Origin of the sequence: Halorussus rarus, assembly GCF_003369835.1 — an archaeon.
GTDB lineage: Archaea > Halobacteriota > Halobacteria > Halobacteriales > Haladaptataceae > Halorussus > Halorussus rarus.
The window spans coordinates 1,399,784-1,422,383 of sequence record NZ_QPMJ01000002.1; the positions used below are offsets into that span (position 1 = coordinate 1,399,784).

At 69.8% G+C, this 22,600-nt stretch carries 28 protein-coding genes, 1 tRNA gene and 1 pseudogene; 21 read left to right on the forward strand and 9 right to left on the reverse strand.

Annotation, left to right across the window (positions count from 1 at the left end):
- Positions 1–9: 9 nt before the first annotated feature.
- Together DVR07_RS15295 and DVR07_RS15300 are read right to left on the reverse strand one after the other, a co-directional pair.
- Complete coding sequence (locus DVR07_RS15295) at positions 10–300, reverse strand: DUF424 domain-containing protein (protein WP_115798132.1); 291 nt, start codon at positions 298–300, stop codon at positions 10–12.
- Complete coding sequence (locus tag DVR07_RS15300; RefSeq protein WP_115798133.1) at positions 297–1,052, reverse strand: tetratricopeptide repeat protein; 756 nt, start codon at positions 1,050–1,052, stop codon at positions 297–299. Before DVR07_RS15300 ends, DVR07_RS15295 begins: the two co-directional genes overlap by 4 nt.
- 133 nt (positions 1,053–1,185) lie before the next feature.
- Here DVR07_RS15300 and DVR07_RS22180 point away from each other — a divergent pair, with 133 nt between their 5' ends.
- From DVR07_RS22180 to DVR07_RS15330, 7 genes are all read left to right on the forward strand, one after another.
- Entirely contained in the window at positions 1,186–1,326 is a 141-nt protein-coding gene (locus tag DVR07_RS22180; RefSeq protein ID WP_165881766.1) for a DUF7563 family protein, read from the forward strand.
- 96 nt (positions 1,327–1,422) lie between these two features.
- The gene (locus DVR07_RS15305) at positions 1,423–1,695 is read left to right on the forward strand and encodes a hypothetical protein (protein ID WP_115798134.1); all 273 of its coding nucleotides are present in this window, start codon (positions 1,423–1,425) and stop codon (positions 1,693–1,695) included.
- 124 nt (positions 1,696–1,819) lie between these two features.
- The gene (gene thpR, locus DVR07_RS15310; protein ID WP_115798135.1) at positions 1,820–2,377 is read left to right on the forward strand and encodes an RNA 2',3'-cyclic phosphodiesterase; all 558 of its coding nucleotides are present in this window, start codon (positions 1,820–1,822) and stop codon (positions 2,375–2,377) included.
- Between the two features lie 15 nt (positions 2,378–2,392).
- On the forward strand, positions 2,393–3,052 hold the full coding sequence (locus tag DVR07_RS15315) for an arsinothricin resistance N-acetyltransferase ArsN1 family B (protein WP_115798136.1): 660 nt from the start codon (positions 2,393–2,395) through the stop codon (positions 3,050–3,052).
- 60 nt (positions 3,053–3,112) lie between these two features.
- On the forward strand, positions 3,113–3,265 hold the full coding sequence (locus DVR07_RS15320) for a 50S ribosomal protein L39e (protein ID WP_115798137.1): 153 nt from the start codon (positions 3,113–3,115) through the stop codon (positions 3,263–3,265).
- The gene (locus DVR07_RS15325) at positions 3,265–3,543 is read left to right on the forward strand and encodes a 50S ribosomal protein L31e (protein WP_115798138.1); all 279 of its coding nucleotides are present in this window, start codon (positions 3,265–3,267) and stop codon (positions 3,541–3,543) included. The genes DVR07_RS15320 and DVR07_RS15325 overlap by 1 nt, the downstream gene beginning before the upstream one ends.
- A gap of 4 nt (positions 3,544–3,547) precedes the next feature.
- Complete coding sequence (locus DVR07_RS15330) at positions 3,548–4,213, forward strand: translation initiation factor IF-6 (RefSeq protein ID WP_115798139.1); 666 nt, start codon at positions 3,548–3,550, stop codon at positions 4,211–4,213.
- 118 nt (positions 4,214–4,331) lie between these two features.
- Here the strand turns inward: DVR07_RS15330 and DVR07_RS22185 are convergent, their stop codons facing one another.
- Positions 4,332–4,496: a hypothetical protein gene (locus DVR07_RS22185; RefSeq protein WP_165881767.1), complete on the reverse strand. Its 165-nt coding sequence runs from the start codon at positions 4,494–4,496 to the stop codon at positions 4,332–4,334.
- A 247-nt stretch (positions 4,497–4,743) separates the two neighbouring features.
- On the opposite strand from DVR07_RS22185, the gene DVR07_RS15335 reads away from it, so the two are divergent.
- The 9 genes and pseudogenes from DVR07_RS15335 to ftsY all read left to right on the forward strand — a co-directional run bounded on the left by DVR07_RS15335 (position 4,744) and on the right by ftsY (position 13,004).
- Positions 4,744–5,079 (forward strand): hypothetical protein, encoded by a 336-nt coding sequence (locus DVR07_RS15335; RefSeq protein ID WP_115798140.1) that lies wholly within the window; start codon positions 4,744–4,746, stop codon positions 5,077–5,079.
- Between the two features lie 142 nt (positions 5,080–5,221).
- Positions 5,222–6,997, forward strand: coding sequence for a nitrite/sulfite reductase (locus DVR07_RS15340; RefSeq protein ID WP_115798141.1), 1,776 nt, complete (start codon positions 5,222–5,224; stop codon positions 6,995–6,997).
- 2 nt (positions 6,998–6,999) lie between these two features.
- Positions 7,000–7,281: pseudogene (locus DVR07_RS15345) on the forward strand (DUF6360 family protein); the annotation flags it as partial.
- Between the two features lie 106 nt (positions 7,282–7,387).
- Entirely contained in the window at positions 7,388–9,010 is a 1,623-nt protein-coding gene (locus tag DVR07_RS22710; protein WP_115798142.1) for a CbiX/SirB N-terminal domain-containing protein, read from the forward strand.
- Positions 9,007–9,858: a uroporphyrinogen-III C-methyltransferase gene (cobA, locus tag DVR07_RS15355; RefSeq protein WP_115798143.1), complete on the forward strand. Its 852-nt coding sequence runs from the start codon at positions 9,007–9,009 to the stop codon at positions 9,856–9,858. The genes DVR07_RS22710 and cobA overlap by 4 nt, the downstream gene beginning before the upstream one ends.
- Positions 9,855–10,973 (forward strand): anthranilate phosphoribosyltransferase, encoded by a 1,119-nt coding sequence (locus DVR07_RS15360; RefSeq protein ID WP_240318890.1) that lies wholly within the window; start codon positions 9,855–9,857, stop codon positions 10,971–10,973. The genes cobA and DVR07_RS15360 overlap by 4 nt, the downstream gene beginning before the upstream one ends.
- Before the next feature lie 205 nt (positions 10,974–11,178).
- Positions 11,179–11,355 carry a 50S ribosomal protein L18Ae gene (gene rpl18a / locus DVR07_RS15365; RefSeq protein WP_115798144.1) on the forward strand — a complete coding sequence of 59 codons (177 nt, stop codon included), beginning with the start codon at positions 11,179–11,181 and terminating at the stop codon, positions 11,353–11,355.
- Entirely contained in the window at positions 11,355–11,816 is a 462-nt protein-coding gene (gene pfdA, locus DVR07_RS15370; protein WP_115798145.1) for a prefoldin subunit alpha, read from the forward strand. The genes rpl18a and pfdA overlap by 1 nt, the downstream gene beginning before the upstream one ends.
- A 6-nt stretch (positions 11,817–11,822) precedes the next feature.
- The gene (gene ftsY / locus DVR07_RS15375; protein ID WP_115798146.1) at positions 11,823–13,004 is read left to right on the forward strand and encodes a signal recognition particle-docking protein FtsY; all 1,182 of its coding nucleotides are present in this window, start codon (positions 11,823–11,825) and stop codon (positions 13,002–13,004) included.
- 128 nt (positions 13,005–13,132) lie between these two features.
- On the opposite strand, the gene DVR07_RS15380 is transcribed toward ftsY, so the two are convergent.
- Positions 13,133–13,342 carry a hypothetical protein gene (locus DVR07_RS15380; RefSeq protein WP_115798147.1) on the reverse strand — a complete coding sequence of 70 codons (210 nt, stop codon included), beginning with the start codon at positions 13,340–13,342 and terminating at the stop codon, positions 13,133–13,135.
- Positions 13,343–13,679: 337 nt separating this feature from the next.
- Between DVR07_RS15380 and DVR07_RS15385 the strand changes: the two genes are divergently transcribed.
- The 3 genes from DVR07_RS15385 (at position 13,680) to DVR07_RS15395 (ending at position 16,559) form a co-directional block, all read left to right on the forward strand.
- Positions 13,680–15,068: a signal recognition particle protein Srp54 gene (locus tag DVR07_RS15385; protein ID WP_115798148.1), complete on the forward strand. Its 1,389-nt coding sequence runs from the start codon at positions 13,680–13,682 to the stop codon at positions 15,066–15,068.
- A gap of 354 nt (positions 15,069–15,422) precedes the next feature.
- Positions 15,423–15,998 carry a magnesium transporter gene (locus tag DVR07_RS15390; protein WP_115798149.1) on the forward strand — a complete coding sequence of 192 codons (576 nt, stop codon included), beginning with the start codon at positions 15,423–15,425 and terminating at the stop codon, positions 15,996–15,998.
- Positions 15,999–16,559 (forward strand): magnesium transporter, encoded by a 561-nt coding sequence (locus DVR07_RS15395; RefSeq protein WP_115798150.1) that lies wholly within the window; start codon positions 15,999–16,001, stop codon positions 16,557–16,559.
- A 31-nt stretch (positions 16,560–16,590) separates the two neighbouring features.
- Here DVR07_RS15395 and kynU read toward each other — a convergent pair whose 3' ends face one another.
- Positions 16,591–17,886 (reverse strand): kynureninase, encoded by a 1,296-nt coding sequence (gene kynU, locus DVR07_RS15400; protein ID WP_115798151.1) that lies wholly within the window; start codon positions 17,884–17,886, stop codon positions 16,591–16,593.
- A gap of 114 nt (positions 17,887–18,000) precedes the next feature.
- On the opposite strand from kynU, the gene DVR07_RS15405 reads away from it, so the two are divergent.
- Entirely contained in the window at positions 18,001–18,975 is a 975-nt protein-coding gene (locus DVR07_RS15405; protein ID WP_115798152.1) for an alpha/beta hydrolase, read from the forward strand.
- Positions 18,976–19,031: 56 nt separating this feature from the next.
- Here DVR07_RS15405 and DVR07_RS15410 read toward each other — a convergent pair whose 3' ends face one another.
- Positions 19,032–19,451: an RNA-binding domain-containing protein gene (locus DVR07_RS15410; RefSeq protein ID WP_115798153.1), complete on the reverse strand. Its 420-nt coding sequence runs from the start codon at positions 19,449–19,451 to the stop codon at positions 19,032–19,034.
- Positions 19,452–19,505: 54 nt separating this feature from the next.
- A complete protein-coding gene (locus DVR07_RS15415) occupies positions 19,506–20,084 on the reverse strand; it encodes an AAA family ATPase (RefSeq protein ID WP_115798154.1) in 579 nt (192 codons plus the stop codon).
- 132 nt (positions 20,085–20,216) lie between these two features.
- Here DVR07_RS15415 and DVR07_RS15420 point away from each other — a divergent pair.
- Positions 20,217–20,371 (forward strand) — tRNA-Arg (locus DVR07_RS15420).
- A gap of 339 nt (positions 20,372–20,710) precedes the next feature.
- Here the strand turns inward: DVR07_RS15420 and DVR07_RS21790 are convergent.
- Positions 20,711–20,893 (reverse strand): hypothetical protein, encoded by a 183-nt coding sequence (locus DVR07_RS21790; RefSeq protein ID WP_162829600.1) that lies wholly within the window; start codon positions 20,891–20,893, stop codon positions 20,711–20,713.
- 52 nt (positions 20,894–20,945) lie between these two features.
- Positions 20,946–22,475: a flippase gene (locus DVR07_RS15425; protein WP_115798155.1), complete on the reverse strand. Its 1,530-nt coding sequence runs from the start codon at positions 22,473–22,475 to the stop codon at positions 20,946–20,948.
- Between the last annotated feature and the right edge of the window lie 125 nt (positions 22,476–22,600).

Here is a 22,600-nt window from a genome sequence, read left to right on the forward strand (position 1 = left end):
AGAACGGGGTCACATCCGGAGGAACTGGGCGTGGCGGGTCGACCCGACGTCGAGGACGTTGGCCTCGTCGACGAACCCCTCGCTGACCGCGAGGTCGACCGCCTCGGCCCCCACGATGTTGGCGACCGACGCGCGGGCGAGGCTGTCGGCGACCGCCTGCTCGTCGACCGACTCGCCGCCGTAGAACTCCTCGGTGACGGTCAGCGAGACGTCGCCGTTCTCGAACGTCTCGCCCAGCACGTCCTCGTCGCAGACCGCGACCAGCAGCCCCTCGTCGGTCTCGCGCTCCTTGAGTATCATCGCTGCTGGCGCTGCTCCTGCTCCTGGTCGATGAGCTCCTGCTCGGCCTGCTCGCGGAGCTCCTCGGCCTCCTCGGCGATCTCCTCTGCCTCGTCGTACTGGCCCAGTTCCTCGAGCGCGCGGGCCTTCTCGTCGAGCACCTGGGAGTTGCGGTGGCCCAGCCGGATGGCGTTCTCCAGGCTGTTGAGCGCGTCCTCGGCCAGCCCGCGCTCCAGCAGGAAGAACCCGCGGTTGAACCACGCCTCGGCGAACCGCTCGTCGATCTCGACCGCTCGCTCGGCGTGTTCGAGGGCCTGTTCGCTCCGGCCCGACTCCCAGAGCGCGTAGGCCAGGTTCGTCTCGGCGGTCGCGGCGTGCTCGCTGTCCTCGTCGATGTTGATGGCCTCGCGGTACGCGCCGATGGCGGCGTCCCACTCGTCGAGTTCGGCGTGGGCCGCGCCCTTGTTGGTCCAGGCCTCCTGTTCGAGCTTGCTGCCGTCGGGGGCGAACTGGGCCGCGCGCTCGAAGGTGTCGGCGGCCTGCTCGAACCGGTTGATGCGCATGTAGTTCAGCCCCACGTCGACGAGCTCCTCGACGTCGACGTCGTCGTTGGCGACGGTCTCGTCGTCGAGCAGGTCGGCGACGACGCGGGAGTCGACCGGGTCGACCTTGTCGGGGTCGACGTCCAGTTCGGGCGGGTCGAGGTCGAACCCCTCGTAGGGGTCGTCGAACCGCTCGTCCTCGGAGAAGTCGTGGTCCTCGGGGTCGCTCATGTGAACCGGTTTGGCGTTCAGCGGTGTTAAGGACTGCGCCATGGAGATTCCGGCGCCGATGACGAGTCGGTTTCCGCGGGTGCGCGGCGGGCCAGCCCCAAAGGTCAACTGTCCCGGTCCCGGAGACAGACTGATGCCTGAGTGTCAGAACTGCGGCGCGTTCATCACGCAGGAGTTCCAGCGCGTGTTCGCCGGCCGCGACGGCGAAGTCCACGGCTGCTACGAGTGCAAGCAGAAGACCGATATCAAGAACGGCGCGGCCGCGGAGACCTGACCAGACGGCGACCCCAGCGCGACGAGCGACGGATCCGCGGTCTGCGCCCGGGCATCGTCCCGAACGACTATACTCGCCCGACCCGTTCGTCGGGCCGTGTCGACGGAAACGGACGACGTTCGGGTCTGGCTCGTCGAGCGCGGGTACAACAACCGCGACCTCATCGTTCTCAAGTACGCGACGCCGGAGGGAGACCGGATCTTCCGGCGGGAGCTCGCGGCCCAGGCAGTGGACACGGACAGCGTGACCGCCGCCAGGGACGTCTCGTCCGACGACCTCGAAGCGGTCGGCGAGGCCGACGTCCGGGAGCGGTACGCGACCGAGGCCGCGCGGATGGCCGACGAGCACGATCCCGACGACACGGTGTAGTCGGTGCGATCTGCCCTCGTCGGCAGTCGCACCGGGACGGTCGCGTTCCGGCGACCTCCGCCGGCACTCGCGGCTCGTTCGGACCCCGCACCTTCAAGCCCGCGTCCGACGAACGCCGAGACGAATGAGACTCTTCGTGAGCGTCGACCTGCCCGACGAGCTCGCCGACGACGTCGCGGACCTCCAGGAGCAGTTCGCGGGCGCCTCGGGGCTGAGCTTCGTCGACCCCGCACAGGCCCACGTCACCGTCAAGTTCCTCGACGAGGTCAACCGGGGCGAGCTCCCGCGGGTGAAGAACGCCCTCCGGCGCGCGGTCGAGGAGGCCGGTGTCGACCCCTTCGAGGCGACCTACGAGGGGCTGGGCGTGTTCCCCGACATCGGCTACATCCAGGTGGTCTGGCTCGGCGTGAGCGACGGCGGCGACGAGCTGACCGCGCTCCACGAGGCCGTCGAGCGCGAGGTGACGCGGCTGGGGTTCGACCCGGAGGACCACGAGTTCACGCCCCACGTCACCATCGCCCGGATGGAACACGCCGGCGGCAAGGAGCTGGTCCAGGAGAACGTCGAGGAGCTGGACCCGACCGTGGGGACGACCGGGGTCGAGGAGCTCCGGCTCACCGAGAGCGTGCTGACCGACGAGGGTCCCGAGTACTCGACGGTCGAGTCGTTCCCGCTGGAGTGAGGTCGGGACGGAGACATGAAGATTCGACTCGCCCGCGAAGCCGACGCGGCCGGGATTCGAGCCGTCTACGCGCCGATAGTCGAGCACACGGTCGTCTCCTTCGAGGCCGACCCGCCGAGCGAGGCGGAGGTGGCCGACCGGGTCGCGGACACGCTCGCCGAGTACCCGTGGCTGGTCTGCGAGATAGAAGATAGCGGGTCCGAGAGCGAGACCGCGGATAGCGAGTCCGAGATCGCCGGCTACGCCTACGCCGGCCGGCACCGCAAGCGCGAGGCCTACCGCTGGTCGGTCGACGTGTCGGTGTACGTCGCCGAGCGCCACCGCCGGCAGGGGGTCGGCCGCGGGCTCTACGAGTCGCTGTTCGAGGTGCTGCGGCTACAGAGGTTCTACAACGCCTACGCCGGCATCGCGCTCCCTAACGCGGCCAGCGTCGGGCTCCACGAGTCGCTGGGCTTCGAACCGGTCGGCGTCTACGAGTCGGTGGGGTACAAGCGGGGCGCGTGGCGCGACGTCGGGTGGTGGCAGCTGGCGCTGCGGGACCGGTCCGAAGGAGGCGACGCCGACCCGTCGGACGCGGTCGACTCGCCCGCGGAGCCGCGACCGCTCCCCGACGTCCGGGGAACGCCGGCGTTCGAGACCGCGGTCTCGGCGGGCGAGTCGGCCGTCGAACCCTGACCCGGCGGCCGCCCGCAAAGGAACAAGATTTTAAGCCGCGGTGGGGAAGTACGTGGTACCATGAGCAAGAAATCGAAGGGCAAGAAGAAGCGCCTCTCGAAGCTCGACCGACAGAACAGCCGCGTCCCGGCGTGGGTCATCATGAAGACCGACCGGGACACGATGCAGAACCCGAAGCGTCGTAACTGGCGGCGGCAGGACACCGACGAATAATGAGCGCCAACGACTTCGAGGAGCGCGTCATCACGGTGCCGCTCCGCGACGCCAAGGCCGCGGCGAAGCACGAGCGCGCCGACAAGGCGATGTCGCTCGTCCGCGACCACCTCGCCCAGCACTTCAAGGTCGAGGACGACGAGGTCCGGCTGGACCCCTCCATCAACGAGGCCGTCTGGTCGCAGGGCCGCAAGAAGCCCCCGAGCAAGCTCCGCGTCCGCGCCGCCCGATTCGAGGAAGAGGGCGAGACCATCGTCGAAGCGGAACACGCCGAGTAGAGCTTTGCTCCGCGCCGCTTTCGTCGGGTCGTCCTACGTCGGCGTTTTCGCGACCACCACCGACGAGTACCTGCTGGTCCGGCCGGACCTGGAGGACGACGTCGTCGCCGACGTGGCCGACGAACTCGGCGTCGAAGCCATCGCGACCACGGTCGGCGGGTCGTCGACCGTCGGCGCGCTGGCGGTCGGCAACGAGAACGGTCTGCTGGTCAGCAGTCGCATCACCGACCGCGAGCGCGAGCGCATCGCCGACGCCGCGGAGGCCGACGTGACCGAACTCCCGGGCAAGATAAACGCCGCCGGCAACGTCGTCCTCGCCAACGACAGCGGGGCCTACGTCCACCCGGACCTCTCGCGCGACGCGATGCGGGCTGTCGAGAAGGCGCTCGAGGTGGACGTCGAGCGCGGCGAGCTCGCCGACGTCCGGACGGTCGGCACCGCCGCGGTCGCCACGAACGAGGGCGTGCTCTGCCACCCGAAGGCGACCGACGCCCAGCTCGACCGGCTGGAGGAGGTGCTGGGCGTGCCCGCCGACATCGGCACCATCAACTACGGCGCGCCGCTGGTCGGGTCGGGGCTGCTCGCCAACAGGCGCGGCTACGTCGTGGGCCAGGAGACGACCGGGCCGGAGCTCGGCCGCATCGACCAGGCGCTCGGGTACATCGAGTAGCGCGGGACGTCTCGCTCTCTCCGTCGGTCAGTCTCGGCCTCGAAAAAGGAGTTCGTCGCTCTTCCTCGAAACGGTCGGTGGCTCTCGGCTCGACTCATCGCCGAGCCGCGCCCGTCGCTCAGTCGCCGTCGCCGTTCTCTCGTCGCTCGCTCAGGTGCTCCCAGATCTCGGTGCAGCCGGCGCCGTCCTCGACGTCGGTCAGGTGACTGCGGTCGCCGTCGCTGTCCTCCTCGGTCGTGTCCTCGGTCGCGGACGGGTCGGCGCGACGCTTCTCTGCGGTCATCGACGCATCGTACGCAGACGACGCAGATAAGGCCGCGCTCGCCCGTAATCGCTACCGATGCTCGGACACCGGGGCGAGTCTCTCCGGTACCGGCGACGCCGGGCGAGCTCCCGAACGGCCGCCAGGCCGGCGTACCCGCCCGGAGGCACGGCGTCAGCCCGCATCGCGACCGTCACCGAATCTCTCGACAGTCGGCAAGCGTGGCGAGCGACGACACCCTTACCGCCGGACCGGTACTCGTAGCGGTATGGTCGTGTCAGTACACCAGCTCGACGACGGGGCGTGGCTCAGCGTCAACGACTCGCGGGAGGTGCCCGTGAGCGACCTGTGGCTGCTGGCGCGCCACGACTTCTGCGACTGCGAGCCGGCCGACGTGCTCACCGAGGGATTCGTTGAGGTGGGGGTCGACTGGCCGGCCGTCGAGGGCCGCGTCGCGGGCCAGTGCGTCGCGTGCGGCGCCAGCGGCGTCACCGACTGGCTCACGATGGGTCGGGTCGACCGCGACACCGGGGAGTTCCGGAGCGTGGTGCCGTCGAGCGTCCACGTCCCCCGGCGGCGGACGAAGCTGGCGACTCCGGAGTAGGCCGACCGACTCGGAGAACGCCGGCGCCACGGGCGGCCGACCCGCCGTCCCAGGTTCCCGCAATTCCCGCCGGTTCGTCGGAGCGGCGGGGAACATTGACGGGGCAACCGCCGCTTTATCCGTGGACTGCGATGGAATGGCTATGCCGAGTAAGGTCGAAGGCTGGAAGGACGAGGTCTACGGAACGGAGATCCGGGACCACCTCGAACGGTTCGCCGAAGAGGGGTGGGACGCCATCCCCGAGGACGAGCACGACGCGTGGTTCGAGCGGTTCAAGTGGTGGGGGCTGTACCACCAGCGGAAGGGCCAGGAGAGCTACTTCATGATGCGGGTCGGCGTCCCGATGGGCCGGCTCACTCCCGAGCAGTTGCGGGTCGTCGGCGAGATCGCACAGGAGCACGCGACCGGGCCGGTCGACAACCCCGAGTTCGGCGCGGCGTACGCCGACTTCACGACCCGCCAGTCGATCCAGCTCCACTGGATCAAGGTCGAGGACGTCCCCGACATCTTCGAGAAGCTAGAATCTGTCGGTCTCTCTACCATCCAGGCCTGCGGCGACTCGTGGCGCAACATCGTCGGCTCGCCGATGGCGGGCCGCGACGCCGACGAACTCCTCGACGTGTGGCCCATCGCCCGGGACCTCCACGAGGAGTTCAAGGGCAACGACCTCTACGAGAACCTGCCCCGGAAGTGGAAGGTCGCGGTCACCGGCGACACCCGCGGCGCCGGCCAGGGCGACATCAACGACATGGCGTTCGAGCCGGCGGTCAAGGAGGAAAATGGCGAGCAAATAAAGGGCTTCAACGTCCGGGTCGGCGGCGGGCTCGCCCGCAAAGAGCCGCGGTTCGCCCGGAGCATCGACGTGTTCTGCGAGCCCGACGACGTCGAGGACGTGGCCGCCGGCCTCTCGGGGCTGTTCCGGGACTACGGCGACCGCGAGGACCGCTTCAGCGCCCGGATGAAGTTTCTGGTCGACGAGTGGGGCACCGAGAAAGTTCGGGACGTCCTGCAGGAGGAGTACGTCGACTACGAGCTGCCGACCGCCGGCGAGAACCTGCGCGAGCAGTACGACTACAACGCCGGCCGGACCGACTCGCCCGGCGACTACGTCGGCGTCCACGAGCAGAACGACGGCGACCACTTCGTCGGCCTGTCGGTGCTTGTCGGCCGGATGGCCGCCGCTGACGTCGTCGAGCTCGCCGACCTCGCCGACGACTACGGCTCGGAGATGATCGGGCTGACCCAGCGCCAGAACGTCATCGTCGGCGACATCTCGCCGGACGACCTCGACGAGTTCCTCGCCGAACCGCTGCTCGACGAGCACTCGCCCGACCCGCACCCGTTCATGCGCGGGTCCATCGCCTGCACCGGAACCGAGTACTGCTCGCTGTCCATCGTCGAGACCAAGAACCGGATGGTCCGGTACGCCCGCTGGCTGAAGGAGAACGTCCAGGTACCCGAGGGCGTCGAGGACTTCCACATCCACCTCTCGGGCTGCACGGCCTCGTGCGCCCAGCCCCAGATCGCCGACATCTCGCTCCGCGGGATGAAGGCCCGCAAGGACGGCGAACCGGTCGAGGCGTTCGACGTCGGCCTGGGCGGCGGCCTGGGCGAGAACCCCGAGTTCGCCGACTGGGTCGAGATGCGCGTGCCCGCCGACGAGATTCCGGGCTACATCCGGAACCTGCTCGAGACCTACGAGGCCGAGCGCGACGAGTACGAGAGCTTCCGGGAGTTCGTCCAGGCCCGCGACGAGGACGAGGTCCAGGCGCTGGCCGACCCCGAGGAGACCGACTACGAGGACCCCTACATGCACAACACGAAGATGACGTGGTACCCCTACGCCGACGACGACGCCATGGACGCCTCGCCGGCGCCGACCGACGCCCGCGGCGACCCCATCACGAGCGACGACTGACCATGGCCGACCGCATCCTGAAGGTCAACGCGTACACGACCCTCGACCTCGTGGAGGCCCGCGCCGAGGGCCACGGCTTCGAGGAGTCGGCGTACGCCACCGTGAACGTGACCGCGCCTCGCAACGACCCCGACGAGGTCGAGCTCCAGTTCGAACTGGACAACACCGGACTCGACGCGGTCCCGGCCCACGCCGACCGGGCGAGCCTCTCGCCCGACCAGGCCCGGGCGCTCGCCGCCGACCTCGAGAAGTACGCCGCGAAGGTCGAGGCGGCCCGGGAGGACGGGGGCGACGGAGACCGAGAGGCAGGTGTGGGCGGTAGTAACATGGGTGATGACCGCGAAGAGACGGACGATTACACCGAAGACGCCGACGCGACCGAGACCACCGATGACTGACCAGGCGCTGATCATCGCGGGCCACGGCTCGCACCGCAACCCCGACTCGGCGACGCCGACCCGCGTCGCGGTCGACGCCGCCCGCGAGCGCGGGGCGTTCGCGGAGGTCCGCCCGGCGTTCTGGAAGGAGGCGCCCTCCTTCCGGGAGGTCTGCCACACCGTCGACGCCGACGAGGCCGTCGTCGTCCCGCTGTTCGTTAGCGAGGGCTACTTCGTCGAGCAGGTGCTCCCCCGGGAGTTCGCGCTGGGCGAGCGCGACCGCGGCGAAGACGGCCCGACCTTCAGGTACGCAGATCCGGTCGGCACCCACCCCGCGATGACCGACGTCATCGCAGAGCGCGCCGAGCGCCTGCTGGCGGGCGAGGCCGCCGACGCGACCGCCGACGACGCCGGACCGGTCGCGCCGGAGGACGCCGCGCTGGCGGTCGTGGGCCACGGCACCGAGCGCAACCCCAACAGCGCCGACGCCGTCTACCAGCACGTCGAGGCCCTGCGCGAGCGGAGCGACTTCGCGGAGGTCGACGCGCTGTTCATGGACGAGGCCCCCTACGTCGAGGACGTCCGCGAGGAGTTCGACGCCGACGAGATCGCGGTCGTCCCGCTGTTCGTCGCCGACGGCTTCCACACGCAGGACGAGATTCCCGAACTGCTCGGCCTGACCGACGACCCGCGGTCGGGCTACCCCGTCCCGGCGACCGTCGAGGACCGGCGCATCTGGTACGCCTCGGCGGTCGGAACCGACCCGCTGGTCGTCGACGTGGTGCTGGAGCGCGCCGCGGAGGCCGGCGCGGACGTCGAGGCGACCGCCGAGACCGACCGACCCGTCCGGGCCGACGCAGCCGCGGCGTTCCTCGACTGGGTCCAGAGCGCCGGCGACGCCTCCGACGACGAGGGCGAGACGCGCGTGTGGGGCGAACTCGCCGTCACCGCGACCGGCGAGGGGTACGACCTGCGCCACCGCGACGACCGCGGGACGCCGGCGGTCGACCTCGACGCGCGGTCGGTCGGCGACCTGCGCGAGACGGTCCGGTTCGCCGAGGACGGCCGGTACCGCCCGTTCGCGGGCGAGGCGAGCCTGCCGACCGGGTGGGGCCTCTCGGGACTCGACCGCGAGGGGCTGCTTCGCGCCGCGGCGACCGTCTACCCGGCCGGCGTCGAGCACTGGGCCGCCGACCGCGCGGGCGACCTCGACACCGTCCCGTTCCGGGCGGTCGCCGACCGCCAGACCGGCATCTACGAGTGCGTCGGCGACTGCACGCCCGCGGAGATGGCCGGCGCCGTCGAGGCGTGCTGCGGCAACTGCGCGAAGCGCCGGGAGTGGGACGCGGACGACGCCGAGGCTGGGACGTCGGACGCCCGCGACTCGCCGACCGGCGACGGCGGCGCGATTCCCTGCCGGGAGCCGTGTTCGTTCCTCGTCGCGGCGGCCCGCGAGTTCCACCTGCACGAAGGAGAACCGACGGCAAGCGGGGAGGCGGACGCAACCGAGCCAGACCCGACCGTCTCGCGGGGCGACCTGACCGACCCCGCGAACGTCTACCGGGCCCGCTACCGGCGGACCCGGGCGGACGCACAGCAGTCGACCGACCCGACCGAGACCGAATCACGACCATGAGCCATCCGAACCAGAACCCGACCACCGGAACCGCGTACCTCGTCGGCGCGGGGCCGGGCGACCCCGACCTGCTGACCGTCAAGGCCCGGCGCCTGCTCGACGAGGCCGACGTCGTCCTCCACGACAACCTCGTGGGCGACGACCTCGTGGCATCGATTCCAGAGTGCACGACCGTCGAGAACGTGGGCAAGCGCCCCGGCGGCGAGCGGACGCCCCAGGCCGAGATCAACGACATGCTCGTCCGGGAGGCCCGCGCGGGCCGCGACGTCGTCCGGCTCAAGGGGGGCGACCCGACACTGTTCGGCCGGGGCGGCGAGGAGGCCGAGCACCTCGCGCGCCACGGCGTCCCCTTCGAGTTCGTCCCCGGCGTCACCAGCGCCATCGCGGGGCCGAGCGCCGGGGGCATCCCGGCGACCCACCGCGACCACGCCTCGGCACTCGCGGTGGTCACGGGCCACGAGGACCCGACCAAGCCCGACAGCGCCATCGACTGGGAGGCGCTGGCCGACATCGTCTCGGCCGGCGGCACGCTCGTCGTCCTGATGGGCGTGGGCCGGCTCCCGGACAACGTCGCGGCGCTCGACGAGCGCGGCGTGGCCGAGGAGACGCCGGTCGCGATGGTCGAGCGCGCGACGCTCCCCTCGGAACGGACCGTGACCGGGACGCTCGACACCATCGTCGAGCGCGCCCGGGCCGCCGAGATCGAACCGCCGGCGGTCACCGTGGTCGGCGAGGTGGTGAACGTCCGCGAGACGGTCGCGAACTGCCTCGGCGGCGCCGCGGGCGAGACGGGACCGGCGGTCGGTCTCGGCCCGGTCGAGGAGGAGATCGAGGTGAACCAGCGGTGAGCAGCGAGCGAGCCGCGGGCGGCGGGTCTGGCGGCGACGACCCGACCGACGGCGAGTGGCCGCTCCGACGCCTCCTGACCGAGGTGATCGGCTCGGGCCCGAAGACCGCCGACGACATGAGCTACGACCAGGCCCGCGAGGGGTTCGCCCGCGTGCTGGCCGGCGACCCCGACCCGGAGACGCTCGGGGCGTTCCTGCTGGCGAACCGCTGGAAGGAGAGCACCCCCGAGGAACTGGCCGGGTTCGTCGACGCGATGCGCGACCTGTCGGTCGAATCCGCGGCGCCCGACGCCGACCCGGTCGACTGCGGCGGTAACTACGACGGCAAGCAGAAGACCGCGGTGCTCGGCGTCGCCTCGGGGCTGGTCGCCGCGGCCGCGGGGACGCCCGTGGTCGCTCACAGCGGACCGGCGCTGCCCGCCAAGTACGGCACGACTTACGGCGACGTGCTCGACGAACTGGGCGTCCCCACTGACCTCGCACCGGCCGAGAGCGCGGCGATGGTCGACGAGGTCGGCTTCGGCTACTACGCCCAGTCGCGGTTCAATCCGCTGGTCGACGAACGCCGGCCCGCCCGGGAGTCGGTCGGCGTCCGGACCTCGATCAACACGGTCGAGACGCTGGCGAACCCCGCCGACGCCCGCGTCCACTTCGGGAGCTTCTACCACCTCTCGTACGCCGAGCGCATCGCGGGCACCGTCCGCGAGAGCCGCGAACTCCCGTTCGAGCGCGTCGTGATGGCCCAGGGCATCGAGGGGTACGACGACGTCCGGCCGGGGTCGACCCGGACCGCGGAGTGGCGGGCCGACTCGGGGACCGAGGGCGGCAACATCGAGGACGACACCGTCGAGACCGAGGCCCTCGGCGTCGCGTTCGAGCGCGAGGACCTCCGGGTCGACGACCTCCCGGCCGACTCCGTCCGGGTCACCGAGGACGTGCTGTCGGGCGAGCGCGACGGGCCGGTCGCCGACGCGGTCGCGCTCAACGCGGGCTTCCGCATCTACGCCGGCGGCGGCGCCGACTCGGTCGGCGAGGGGGTCGACCGCGCCCGCGACGCGCTGGCCGACGGGAGCGCGGCCACGCGACTGGAGGCGCTCCGGGCGTTCGAGCCGTAGAACGGGAGTTCGAGGTGGTCGGGTCGGCAGTCGACGTTCTCTCTCGGCAGGCGGGCTCATTTCATATAGCACTTTTTGATTTATAACCTGATTTCGTCTTCAATCGCGCCGAGCCCGCCGGAGTCCCCGAGAACCGCCAGCCCGGGGCTCGCCGGGCCGTCCCCGAGTAGGAAGATTCTTCCCTCCGCGCGTCCCAGATTCCCCCATGAGTGAGTTTACTGTTCGCGGCAAGTTCCAGGCCAGAGACGGCTGGCAGGAGTTCGAGACGAGCGTCGAGGCCGACAACGAGAACGTGGCCGAAGAGCGGGCCTACGCCAACTTCGGCGGTCGTCACGGCCTGAAGCGCACCCAGGTCGAGGTCGAGGAGGTCGAGGGGCGATGATGGGCGGCGGCGGCAACCCCGAACTCCAGGAGCTCTCCCAGCAGCTCCAGGAACTCGAGGAGCAGCAGCAGGAGCTGGAGACAGAGATCGAGAGCCTCCGCGAGGAGAAGAACGACATCGGCGAGGCCATCGAGACCATCGGCGCCCTCGAGACCGGCTCGACCGTACAGGTGCCGCTCGGCGGCGGCGCGCACGTCCGTGCGGAGGTCCAGAGCCTCGACGAGATCGTCGTGGAGCTCGGCGGCGGCTACGCGGCCGAGCGCGACGAGGAGTCGGCGGTCGAGACGCTCGAGAACAAGCAGGACACGCTCGACGAGCGCATCGACGACCTCGAGGACGAGGTCAGCGACGTCGAGGCGGAGAGCGCCGAACTGGAGCAGAAGGCCCAGCAGCTCCAGCAGCAACAGATGCAGCAGCAGATGCAGCAGATGCAGGGCCAGCAGAACGACGAGGACGAGTAATCGGCGATGTTCGACAGCCTGAAGGACAAACTCGGGAGTTTCCGGAAGGACGTCGAGGAGACGACCGAGGAGAAGGCCGAGGAAGCCGAGGCTGAAGCGGAAGCCGAGGCCGACGCTGCTGCGGAGGCGGAAGCAGAAGCCGACGCGCAGGCGGAGGCCGCGCCGGACGCCGAGGCGGAGGCCGAGGCCGCAGCCGAAACCGCGGCGACCGCCGGTGCCGAGGCGGAGACGGCGGCCGAACCTGAAACGGCGGAGCCCGAACCCGAGGAGGACGAGGAGGCGAGCGCCTCGTCGGGTCGGAGCTTCGCCCAGAAGGCCAAGTCGTTCGCCAAGGGCGAGATCGTCATCGAGGAGCAGGACGTCGAGGACCCGCTGTGGGAGCTGGAGATGGCGCTGCTCGAGAGCGACGTGGAGATGAGCGTCGCCAAGGAGATCCTGGAGAGCATCCGGGAGGACCTCGTCGGCGCGACCCGGTCGTTCAACAGCGAGACCGCCGACGTGGTCGAGGAGGCGCTCCACGACTCGCTTTTGAAGGTCATCTCGGTCGGCCAGTTCGACTTCGACCGGCGCATCGCCGAGGCCGACAAGCCCGTGACCATCATCTTCACGGGCGTCAACGGCGTCGGCAAGACGACCACCATCGCGAAGCTCGCGAAGTACTTCGAGGACCGCGGGCTCTCGACGGTGATGGCCAACGGCGACACCTACCGCGCCGGGGCCAACGAGCAGATCCAGGAGCACGCCGACAACCTCGACGAGCGGGTCATCACCCACGAGCAGGGCGGCGACCCCGCGGCGGTCATCTACGACGCCGTCGAGTACGCCCAGTCCCACGACGTCGACGTCGTGCTGGGCGACACCGCCGGCCGGCTCCACACCAACGAGGGGCTGATGGACCAGCTCGAGAAGATCGGCCGGGTCGTCGACCCGGACATGACGCTGTTCGTCGACGAGGCCGTGGCCGGCCAGGACGCGGTCCAGCGCGCCAAGCAGTTCAACGAGGCCGCCGAGATCGACGGCGCCGTCCTGACGAAGGCCGACGCCGACTCCCAGGGCGGCGCGGCCATCTCCATCGCCCACGTGACGGGCAAGCCCATCCTCTTCCTGGGCGTCGGCCAGGGCTACGACGACATCGAGCAATTCGACCCGGAGTGGCTGGTCGACCAGCTCCTCGGCGAGGAGGAGTAGCCCGACGCCCGGCCGGCGTTCTCATGGGGTCGGTCGTACCTCTGTTCGGCACTGGTTCTCCACTACCGGCGTATCGAGCGTGACACGGTCCGACGGCCGGACCCGGGGCGGAGCTACAACCGACCCTGTCACGCGTGCCAGCGGCGCACCGCCACCACGACGTTGACGGCGATGAGCGCGGAGGTCACCAGACCGAGCGTGAACAGTTCCGCCGGGAGGTTCCGGAACAGGGCGTAGTAGGCTATCGAGAGGCAGACGAGCGCGACGACGATGTTGTACGCGTCGGCCGCCAGTTCGCCCGCCAGGTCCGAGGTCGTTCGCGCGGAGTCGCCGGCCACGTTCGATCGTTCGGCGTTCGTTCCGACCGAGTTATCGCGTGCCTTGTTTAAATCGCGTGCCATGCATTGAAGGTATGCGAGCGAGGGTTTCCGCGAAGTCGATATAAGTCTACCGGCCCGTAGCGGGCGAAACGAACCTCGGGCGCGTCGGTTGCCTGGGGACCTGGCAAGCGAGCGCGAACGCAACGGGGCGACCCGGGCGTGAGCGCACGGCCGGCCGGAGACGACCGTCGCGTCTCGCCGGGAGACCGCTCGCCCTCCCGCCGGGAGAGGAGAGAAAGGGAGACGAAGGGTAGAAAAAGCCTTTAACGGCCGCGCGGTCTACCCTACGGTAAGAATGGTACTCGACGACCTCGGAAACTCCCTCCGCGACTCCCTCGGGAAACTCAGCGGGCAGTCCCGCGTTACCGAGGAGGACGTGGAGGACATCGTCAAGGAGATCCAGCGGTCGCTCCTCCAGGCCGACGTCGAAGTCAGCCTGGTGATGGACCTCTCGGACTCCATCAAGGAGCGCGCTCTGGAGGAGGAGTCGCCCGGCGGGACCTCCGCCCGGGACCACGTCCTCCGCATCGTCTACGAGGAGATGGTGGGGCTGGTCGGCGACAGCACCGACATCCCGCTCGAGGAGCAGACCATCCTGCTCGCCGGCCTCCAGGGGTCGGGGAAGACGACCACCGCGGCCAAGATGGCGTGGTGGTTCTCGAAGAAGGGGCTGCGGCCGGCCATCGTCCAGACCGACACCTTCCGGCCCGGCGCGTACGACCAGGCCAAGGAGATGGCCGGGCGCGCCGAGGTCGACTTCTACGGCGACCCCGACGAGGAGGACCCCGTCAAGATCGCCCGCGACGGCCTCGAAGCTACCAGCGACGCCGACGTCCACATCGTCGACACCGCGGGTCGCCACGCGCTCGAGGACGACCTCATCGACGAGATCGAGGACATCGAGCGCGCGGTCGACCCCGACCGCAACCTGCTCGTGCTCGACGCCGCCATCGGCCAGGGTGCGAAGGACCAGGCCCGCCAGTTCGACGACTCCATCGGCATCGAGGGGGTCATCGTCACGAAGCTCGACGGGACCGCGAAAGGTGGCGGGGCGCTCACGGCGGTCAACGAGACCGACTCCTCGATCGCGTTCCTGGGCACCGGTGAGGAGGTCAAGAACATCGAGCGGTTCGAGCCCTCCGGGTTCATCTCGCGGCTGCTCGGGATGGGCGACCTCAAGCAGCTCACCGAGCGCGTCGAGCGCGCGATGGAGGAGACCCAGGAGGAGGACGAGGACTGGGACCCCGAGGACATGCTCAAGGGGGATTTCACCCTGAAGGACATGCGCCGCCAGATGCAGGCGATGAACAACATGGGGCCGCTCGACCAGGTGATGGACATGATTCCGGGGATGGGCGGCGGCCTGATGGACGAACTCCCGGACGACGCCATGGACGTGACCCAGGACCGGATGCGGTCGTTCGAGGTCATCATGGACTCGATGACCGAGATGGAGCTCGAGAACCCCCGCGCCATCGGCGCGAGCCAGGTCGAGCGCATCGCGAAGGGCAGCGGCAAGCCCGAGGAGCGCGTCCGCGAGCTGCTCGAACAGCACAAGATGATGGCCCAGACGCTCAAGCAGTTCCAGGGGATGGGCCAGGGCAACATGGAGCGCATGATGAAGAAGATGGAGGGCGGCGGCGGTGGCGGCGGCGGAATGGGCGGGATGGGCCCGTTCGGATAGAGCCTTTTGCTGCGTCCTCGTGAGCGCAGCGAACGAGGGTCGGGACGGCGAAGCCGTCCCGGCGGTCGGGCGCATGAACGCGCCCTGCCTGGCAAAACGTTCATGAAAACACCGGGAGAGCTTCGCTCTCCCGAGCCTGCGTTCACTCCGTTCACGCAGACACGGCGTCACCCCTCCCTCACGCCCTCACGTCGTTCGGGCGTTCAGTCGAGGGTTCCTTGGTCCGCTCGCTCCTCGCTACGTTCGTCGCTCGCGGTAGAACTGCTGGTGCGTCGGTGGAGGACAGCACATTCGCTCGCAGCCCCACCACCCCGACACGCGCCTTTTTTGACGGGGAGCGCAATGGCCCGGTAGATGCCCGTCCGCGACGTCGCCGCGCAGGCCTATCGGGAAGCCCTCCCCGCGCTGGCCGCGAGCGTGGTCGGCGGCCTGTTCGCCGGCGTCGTCCTCGGCGGGATGCGAGCGGAACTGCGGGCCGTGCCGGGGCTGCTCGTGCTGGTGCCCGCGCTGCTGGCGACCCGGGGGAACGTCTACGGGTCGCTGGGCGCGCGGCTCTCGACCGGGCTCCACCAGGGGCTGGTCGAGCCCGCGTTCGAGTTCGACGACCGGGTGGCGTCGGCGGTCGCGGCCGCGCTCGGCAACGGCATCCTGGCCAGCCTGTTCGCGTCGGTCGCGGCGTTCCTGACGCTCGGCGCGCTCGGCGAGCCGGTCGCGCCGCTGGCGACGCTCGTGGCCGTCGCGTTGGTCGCGGGGCTGCTGTCGGGGGTCGCGCTGACCGTCGCGGTCGTCTCGGTCGTGTTCGCGGGGTTCCGTCGGGGGTACAACCCCGACACGCTGGTCGGCCCGCTGGTGACGACGACCGGCGACGTGTTCGGGGTCGCCTTCCTCCTGCTCGCGGTCCGGTTCGTGCTCGCGCTGGGAGGGATGTAGGTGCAGACCGAGTGGTCCGTCGAGGCCATCACTCGGGCCACGCTGCCGGTCCTGCTCGCGCTGACCGTGGTCGAGATCGGGAGCGGGCTGGTGCTGGGGTCGTTCGAGGCGACCCTGCTGACCTACCCCTCGCTGCTGACGCTGGTCCCCGTCACCATCGGGACCGCCGGGAATCTGGGGAGCGTGCTCGCCGCGCGGCTCTCGACCGCGTTCCACCTCGGGACGCTCTCGTTCGACCCGACCGACGACCAGCTCGCGGGCAACGCGGTTGCGACCGTCGCGCTGGCGCTCACCGTCTTCCCGGTTGTCGGTGCGGGCGCGTGGGCGCTGTCGCTCGCGCTCGGGAGCGCCCGACTCCCCCTGTTCACGGTGGTCGCGGTGGCGCTGACAAGCGGCGCGGCGCTCGCGGTGGTCGCCGTCGCGGTGACGCTGGCGGCGACCTACGCGGCCTACCGCTTCGAACTCGACCCCGACGACGTGGTGATTCCGGTCGTGACCAACGTCTGCGACGTGCTGGGCGTGGTCGTGCTGTTCGCGGTGGTGCAGGTGCTGGTCTCCTGAGCGGCCGGGTGCGGGCCCGGGAAGAAGGAGATCAGGTTACGCCGCCGCCGCGCCCCGCGAACTGCTCGAACTCCTCGTTCTCGACGACCCGCCGCAACTGCTCGACGACCTCCCAGACGTCCTCGTAGCCCGTGTAGAGGGGCGACGGGCAGATGCGAACCACGTTCGGCGGTCGGAAGTCGACGACCACGCCCCGATCCTTGAGTGCCTCGCTGACCCGGTACGCCTCGGGGTGCTCGACCGCGACGTGGCCGCCCCGGCGGTCAGGGTCGCGGGGCGTCCCGACCTCGTAGTCGGGCAGGCGCTCGTCCACGAGGAATATCAGGTACTCGGTGAGCGAGACGGACTTCTCGCGGACCGCCCCGATGCCGGTCGCGAGAGTTCCATCACCGGCGTCCTCGAACACGTCGAGCGACCCCGCGAGCGGGGCGGCCGAGAGTATCGGAATCGTGCCGATTTGGTAGGCGCCCGCCGAGTCGGCGGGGATGTACGTCGGGTTCATCTCGAACTGGGTCTCCTTCTCGTGGCCCCACCAGCCCGCGAGCGCGGGCCGGGCGCCGAAGTGGTCCTCGCTGACGTAGAGGCCGGCGATGGCGCCCGGGCCGGCGTTGAGGTACTTGTAGCTGCACCAGACCGCGAAGTCGACGCCGAGGGCCGAGAGGTCGTGCGGGACGACCCCGACCGAGTGGGCGAGGTCGAACCCCGCGAGGGCGTCGTGCTCGTGGGCGGCCACGGTGATCGCCTCGACGTCGAGCAGCTGGCCGCTCCGGTAGAGCACCGAGGGGAGGAAGACGACGGCGGTGTCGTCGTCGATTGCGTCCACGACGTCCGCGGTCTCGACGGTCCGACCGTCGCGGCTCTCGACCACGGTCAGCGCCTCGTCGGGGTCCGCACCGCGCTGGCGCAGTTGGGCGCGGACCGCGTAGTGGTCGGTCGGGAAGTCGAGTTCGTCCACGACGATTTTCGTCCCCTCCGCCCGCTCGTAGAACGTCCCGACCAGCGTGTGGATGTTGACGGTCGTGGAGTTGGCGACGACCACCTCCTCCTCGTTCGCGCCGACCAGGGGCGCGAGTCGGTCGCCCAGCCGCTCGCCGTAGTAGAACCACGGCGGGTCGGCGTCGGTCCACCCCCGGATGGCGAGGTCGCGCCACTCCTCGACCGCCCGGTCGAGCGCGTCTTCGGCGTCTTCCGACAGCAGGCCGAGCGAGTTGCCGTCGACGTACCACCCGTCGTCGGGGTCGTAGAACCGGTCGGCGAGGTGGCCGAGGGGGTCGGCCTCGTCGCGCCGGGCGGCGTAGTCGGCCCCGAGTTCGAAGTCGGCGTCCATGCGCGAGTCGAACGGCGGAACCGGGTTAGTAGTTCGGTCTCGCAGCGGTCGGCCGGTCGGTCGCCTCGACGTCGGCCACCCACGCCTTTCTCGCTCGCCTCCCAACTCGAACCCATGACCGAACCCCTGCGAACCGAACTGGACCCCGAAGTCGCCGCGGTCGTCGCGGACATCGAAGCCGAGGGCGTCCCCGAATGGTCGTCCCTGTCCGTCGAGTCGGCCCGGCGCATCGAGGACGGAGTGTTCTCGGGCAGCGACCCGCCCGAGGTCGGGTTCGTCCGCAATCTCTCGATCCCCGGCCCGGACGCGTCGGCGGCGGAAACCGGTCCGGCGAGCGAGATTCCGATTCGGGTCTACCGCCACGCCGACCTCGACGGCGCCGAACCCGCGCCGGTCCTCGTCTACTACCACGGCGGCGGGTGGGTGCTGGGCACGCTCGACTCCATCGACGGGGTGTGTCGCCGCCTCGCGCGCCGCGGAGAGTGCGTCGTCGTGTCGGTGGACTACCGGCTCGCGCCCGAGCACCCCTTCCCCGCCGCGGTAGACGACGCCTCCGCCGCCCTCCGGTGGGTCGCAGAGCACGCCGACGCGTTCGGCGGCGACCCCGGCCGACTCGCGGTCGGCGGCACGAGCGCGGGCGGGAACCTGGCCGCGGTGACGGCGCTGCGGGCGAGAGAGCTCGAAGACCTCGTGTTGTCCCGTCAGCTCCTCCTCTACCCCATCACCGACCACGCGTTCGACACCGACTCGTACGCCGAGAACGGCGACGGCCCGCTGCTGACCGAGGCCGACATGCGGTGGTTCTGGGACCACTACCTGCGGAGCGCGGTCGACGGCGCGAACCCCTACGCGTCGCCGCTCCGGACGCCGGACCTCTCGGGGCTCCCGCCCGCGACCGTGTCGACCTGCGGGTTCGACCCCCTGCGAGACGAGGGCGTCGCGTACGCCGAGCGACTCGCGGACGCCGGAGTCGAGGTTCGCCACGACCACCACCCCGACATGCCCCACGGCTTCCTGAGCACGAGCGAGGACGTCGCGGCCGCGGACGAGGCACTGGACGAACTCGGCGCCGAGCTGCGGTCGCTGTAGCGGGTGGCGACGGTTGAGCGCGGCGGACACAGAAGAAGCGACGCGGTCCGGGCGCGCTACTCGAAGTCGTCGGGCGTGACCGGTTGGCCCTCCTCGGTCGGCGGGGCGACGTGGTCGACGAACTCCTCGACGCCGGGCTCCTCGACCCGGACCCGGACGTGGATGTCGCCGAGCTCGTCGGGGTTGCCCACCGCGAAGTTGACGACGCCCTCGAAGGCGGCCTGCTTCTTCAGGTCGAACGCGAGGGTGTTCCCGCGCCGGCTCCCGAAGAACTCCCCGCGGGCGGTGTCGAGTATCTCCTGGCGGTGGAGCAGTTCCGAGAAGTGGTCGAGCGAGTGGGCCTCGGCGGCGATCTCGCCGTGCTGGTCCGCGACGTCGGCGCCGGGGAAGATGTTCGTGACGGCGGTCGCGACTCGGTCGGCGATCTCGGTGTCGGCGACGGGGGCCGTGATCTGGACGTCGATGCTGTATATCATCGGTGTCGGGTGAATCGTCGGGTGTTCATCGGTTCTGGTCGGAGCGTCGGGCGATCACGCTTCGTTGGCGGGTCGCTCGCCGTCGAGCGCCTCGACGCCCTCGGTCAGCAGGGCGCGGATCTGCTCGTGGAACGCCTCCAGCGTGCCGGTGTTGTCGATGCGGACCTCGGCGCGCGCGATGGCCTCGTCCATGCCGAAGCCGCGCTCGCGCTCGTCGCGCTCGCGCAGCGACTCGCCGTCGTCGGTGTTGTCCCGGCCGCGGGACTCGACGCGGTCGGCCCGGACCTCGAACGGCGCCTCGATGCTCACCAGCGTGAACGCGTCGCCGAACGCCTCCTCGAAGCGCTCGACCTCGACGCCCGCCCGGATGCCGTCGACGAGCACGGCGTCGCTTTCCTCTAGGGCCTCCTCGACGACCGGCAGCGAGCGCTGGGCGATGGCGTCGGGACCGTTCTCCTCCCGGAGCGCGCCGGCGATCTCGCCGTGGTGCTCGGCCGGGTCGAGCCCCCGGTCGCGGCACTCCCGGCGGATGACGTCGCCCATGGTGACGACGGGAATGGCGAGGTCCTCGGCCACGGTCGCGGCCTCGCCCTTCCCGCTCCCCGGCAGGCCGACGGTTCCGATAACTCTCATTGGGTTTCGATAGTGGTGAGTGGTGCATAAGCGCTGTGTTCCGGGCGTACGCCCAGCGGAACCGTCGTCTCCCGCGTCCAGCCGGGAGAAATCCTAAGGTCTTTTGTCGAGGCCGTCCGAACGAAGCGGTGAGGGCACGTAGCTCAGTCTGGATAGAGCGTCGGACTTCTATCTCGGTCGGTGGCTGCTCGCGGTTTCACCGCTCGCGCTGGCGAGGCGCGTCGCGCCTCGCGTCTCCGGTCGGGGAAGACATCCGACGGTCGTGGGTTCAAATCCCATCGTGCCCGTGCAACGAGGAGCGCCGGAGGCGCGACGAGTGAACCGGCGCGAAAGGGGATTTGAACTACGGAAGAGGCAGTCTCGCCGGAGGCGAGGAAGCGTCTTCAGGTGGTTCAGAATCCCATCGTGCCCGTCGACCTTTTACCGCGTCCTCGCGAGCCCAGCGAGCGAGGGCTCGGGAGAATCGAATTCTCCCGGCGGTCGCGCCCCGAGAGGCGCTCCCTCGTAAAACGTCGATGAAAAGCCTGCGCTCTTCCCTTCGGTCGTCGCTTGGCCCGCTCGCTCACAGCCGTTCGCTCGCGGTAAAACAACCTAAACAGTTCCAAAATGTCCTTTGCAGTCGCAGATCAGTCGCCACCGCCCGCGAGTTTATAGCCGAGAATCATCCCCAGGGTCCCGGCGAGGTTGGCGAGCACGGTCACGCGTAACCGTTCGCCCCCGTCGTCGTGCTTCGACAGCGAGCGTCCGGCGACCAGCGACGCGACGAAGCTAATTGCCATCTGCGTGCGGTAACTGACTAGTCGAGCCATACCGAGTTGTCGTCGGGAATTCTCATAGTGGTTGTCATCAGCCCGCTCGCCGCTAGTTCGATTCGAGGAGGTTCCGGAGGTACGGGAGCTCGATGCCGGCCTTCTGCTCAAAGAAGTCGATGATGAGCGTGTCGAGCGGGCGGAAGCAGCCGGCGAAGAACGCGGTCGCGAGCACCAGGATGCCGCAGACGACGAGGAACAGCGGGAGCGTCACGGCCGTGAGGCTGACGTACTGGGAGAGCGCGTACGTGGCGGGGAGGAAGACCACCGGGAGGACGAAGTACGTCCGGAGCGTGTACCGAGAGATCGGTGTGATTCCGGTCCGGTACTTGAGGATCGCGTTGAGCGCGAAGTTGCGGTAGACGTAGGAGACGCAGGAGGCGACCGCCGCACCGGGGACCCCGTACGCCGGGATGAGAGCGAGGTTGATGACGACGTTTGCGGCGAGGGTGGTCACCTCCACGACGAGAATCTCGGTGGTGTGTCCCATCGCCGAGAGCGTCTCGCGGTTGCGGCCGGCCGCCGCGCTGGTGAAGAAGCCGACCGAGAGGATCATCAGCGCGGTCGCGCCCGACGTGTACTCGCCGCCGAAGAAGATGCGGATGACGTCGGCCGGGAAGACGGTGAAGACGAGGAACGCCGGGAGCGTGATGAAGAAGCCCCACTTGGTCGTCAGCTCGTATATCTGGCGGACGTCGTCGCGCCGGCCGTCCGAGTCGAGCCGGGAGGTGAGCGGGAAGTAGAGGTAGCCGAACGCCGAGATGACCATGAGCAGGCTGTTCGAGAGGGGGTAGGCGACGTTGTAGATGCCGGCCGCCTCCGAGCCGTGGAAGTAGCCCAGCATGAGGGTGTCCGTCCTGGTGAGCAGGACCGCGAGCAGGGTGGTGACCACCAGCGGCGCGGAGTACGAGATCAGCTTCCGGGGCTGGAGGTCGAACCCGCCGACGATGGCGTAGAGCCGGTTGAGACAGGCGTGGGCCACGACCAGCGAGAGGAGCGTCGCGGCGACGTAGGCGTAGCCGATGGCGGCGATGCCCCAGCCCAGCGCGACGAGACCGACGAACAGCGAGATGCGGACGACGGGGTAGAAGACGTTCTTCACGAGGAGCTTGTACTTCGTATCCTCCATGCCGCGGATCGCGGCCACCGCGACCGTGAACAGCGCCGAGAGCGGGATGGAGAGGATGAACAGTCGGAACAGCGCGAGCGACTCGACGTCGGAGAACAGGACGCTCGCGATGGTCGCCGAGTAGCGGTAGAACAGGACGGTCACGACCAGGCTGATGGCGGCCGAGACCACCAGGCCCGTCAGCCAGATGCCGCGGCGCTCCGCGTCGCTCTCGGCGCGCGAGAGGTACCGCGACACCCCCTGGTTGATGCCGACGAGCGAGATGACCGAGCCGATGGACATGACCGCGAGCCCGATGGTGACTTCGCCGTACTTCGCGGGGGTGAACACCCGGGCGACGATGACGCGCTCGACCAGCGTCCCGGCCGACGAGAGGACGATGCCGAGGAGGATGAGCGCGGTGCTGGAGAACAGGGCCGATACCTCGTCGTCGATGGAGTTCTCTTCGGACATCCTTCGGGGGAGTTGGGCGGTCGTCTCGGTCTGCGCGTCAACTACCGAGGACTCGGGGACGCTTTGTTATGTGACGGCTACTCCGCCGTACGGACACCGTGGAAACGCGCCGTTGACGGTGAACC

What these genes read in the sequence shown, in the direction of transcription:
- DVR07_RS15295 (WP_115798132.1), bottom strand. Translation starts at nt 300, where the DNA reads ATGATACTCAAGGAGCGCGAGACCGACGAGGGGCTGCTGGTCGCGGTC.
- DVR07_RS15300 (WP_115798133.1), bottom strand. Translation starts at nt 1,052, where the DNA reads ATGAGCGACCCCGAGGACCACGACTTCTCCGAGGACGAGCGGTTCGAC.
- DVR07_RS22180 (WP_165881766.1), top strand. Translation starts at nt 1,186, where the DNA reads ATGCCTGAGTGTCAGAACTGCGGCGCGTTCATCACGCAGGAGTTCCAG.
- thpR (WP_115798135.1), top strand. Translation starts at nt 1,820, where the DNA reads ATGAGACTCTTCGTGAGCGTCGACCTGCCCGACGAGCTCGCCGACGAC.
- DVR07_RS15315 (WP_115798136.1), top strand. Translation starts at nt 2,393, where the DNA reads ATGAAGATTCGACTCGCCCGCGAAGCCGACGCGGCCGGGATTCGAGCC.
- DVR07_RS15320 (WP_115798137.1), top strand. Translation starts at nt 3,113, where the DNA reads ATGAGCAAGAAATCGAAGGGCAAGAAGAAGCGCCTCTCGAAGCTCGAC.
- DVR07_RS15325 (WP_115798138.1), top strand. Translation starts at nt 3,265, where the DNA reads ATGAGCGCCAACGACTTCGAGGAGCGCGTCATCACGGTGCCGCTCCGC.
- DVR07_RS22185 (WP_165881767.1), bottom strand. Translation starts at nt 4,496, where the DNA reads ATGACCGCAGAGAAGCGTCGCGCCGACCCGTCCGCGACCGAGGACACG.
- DVR07_RS15335 (WP_115798140.1), top strand. Translation starts at nt 4,744, where the DNA reads ATGGTCGTGTCAGTACACCAGCTCGACGACGGGGCGTGGCTCAGCGTC.
- DVR07_RS15340 (WP_115798141.1), top strand. Translation starts at nt 5,222, where the DNA reads ATGCCGAGTAAGGTCGAAGGCTGGAAGGACGAGGTCTACGGAACGGAG.
- DVR07_RS22710 (WP_115798142.1), top strand. Translation starts at nt 7,388, where the DNA reads ATGACTGACCAGGCGCTGATCATCGCGGGCCACGGCTCGCACCGCAAC.
- cobA (WP_115798143.1), top strand. Translation starts at nt 9,007, where the DNA reads ATGAGCCATCCGAACCAGAACCCGACCACCGGAACCGCGTACCTCGTC.
- rpl18a (WP_115798144.1), top strand. Translation starts at nt 11,179, where the DNA reads ATGAGTGAGTTTACTGTTCGCGGCAAGTTCCAGGCCAGAGACGGCTGG.
- pfdA (WP_115798145.1), top strand. Translation starts at nt 11,355, where the DNA reads ATGGGCGGCGGCGGCAACCCCGAACTCCAGGAGCTCTCCCAGCAGCTC.
- ftsY (WP_115798146.1), top strand. Translation starts at nt 11,823, where the DNA reads ATGTTCGACAGCCTGAAGGACAAACTCGGGAGTTTCCGGAAGGACGTC.
- DVR07_RS15385 (WP_115798148.1), top strand. Translation starts at nt 13,680, where the DNA reads ATGGTACTCGACGACCTCGGAAACTCCCTCCGCGACTCCCTCGGGAAA.
- DVR07_RS15390 (WP_115798149.1), top strand. Translation starts at nt 15,423, where the DNA reads ATGCCCGTCCGCGACGTCGCCGCGCAGGCCTATCGGGAAGCCCTCCCC.
- kynU (WP_115798151.1), bottom strand. Translation starts at nt 17,886, where the DNA reads ATGGACGCCGACTTCGAACTCGGGGCCGACTACGCCGCCCGGCGCGAC.
- DVR07_RS15405 (WP_115798152.1), top strand. Translation starts at nt 18,001, where the DNA reads ATGACCGAACCCCTGCGAACCGAACTGGACCCCGAAGTCGCCGCGGTC.
- DVR07_RS15410 (WP_115798153.1), bottom strand. Translation starts at nt 19,451, where the DNA reads ATGATATACAGCATCGACGTCCAGATCACGGCCCCCGTCGCCGACACC.
- DVR07_RS15415 (WP_115798154.1), bottom strand. Translation starts at nt 20,084, where the DNA reads ATGAGAGTTATCGGAACCGTCGGCCTGCCGGGGAGCGGGAAGGGCGAG.
- DVR07_RS21790 (WP_162829600.1), bottom strand. Translation starts at nt 20,893, where the DNA reads ATGGCTCGACTAGTCAGTTACCGCACGCAGATGGCAATTAGCTTCGTC.
- DVR07_RS15425 (WP_115798155.1), bottom strand. Translation starts at nt 22,475, where the DNA reads ATGTCCGAAGAGAACTCCATCGACGACGAGGTATCGGCCCTGTTCTCC.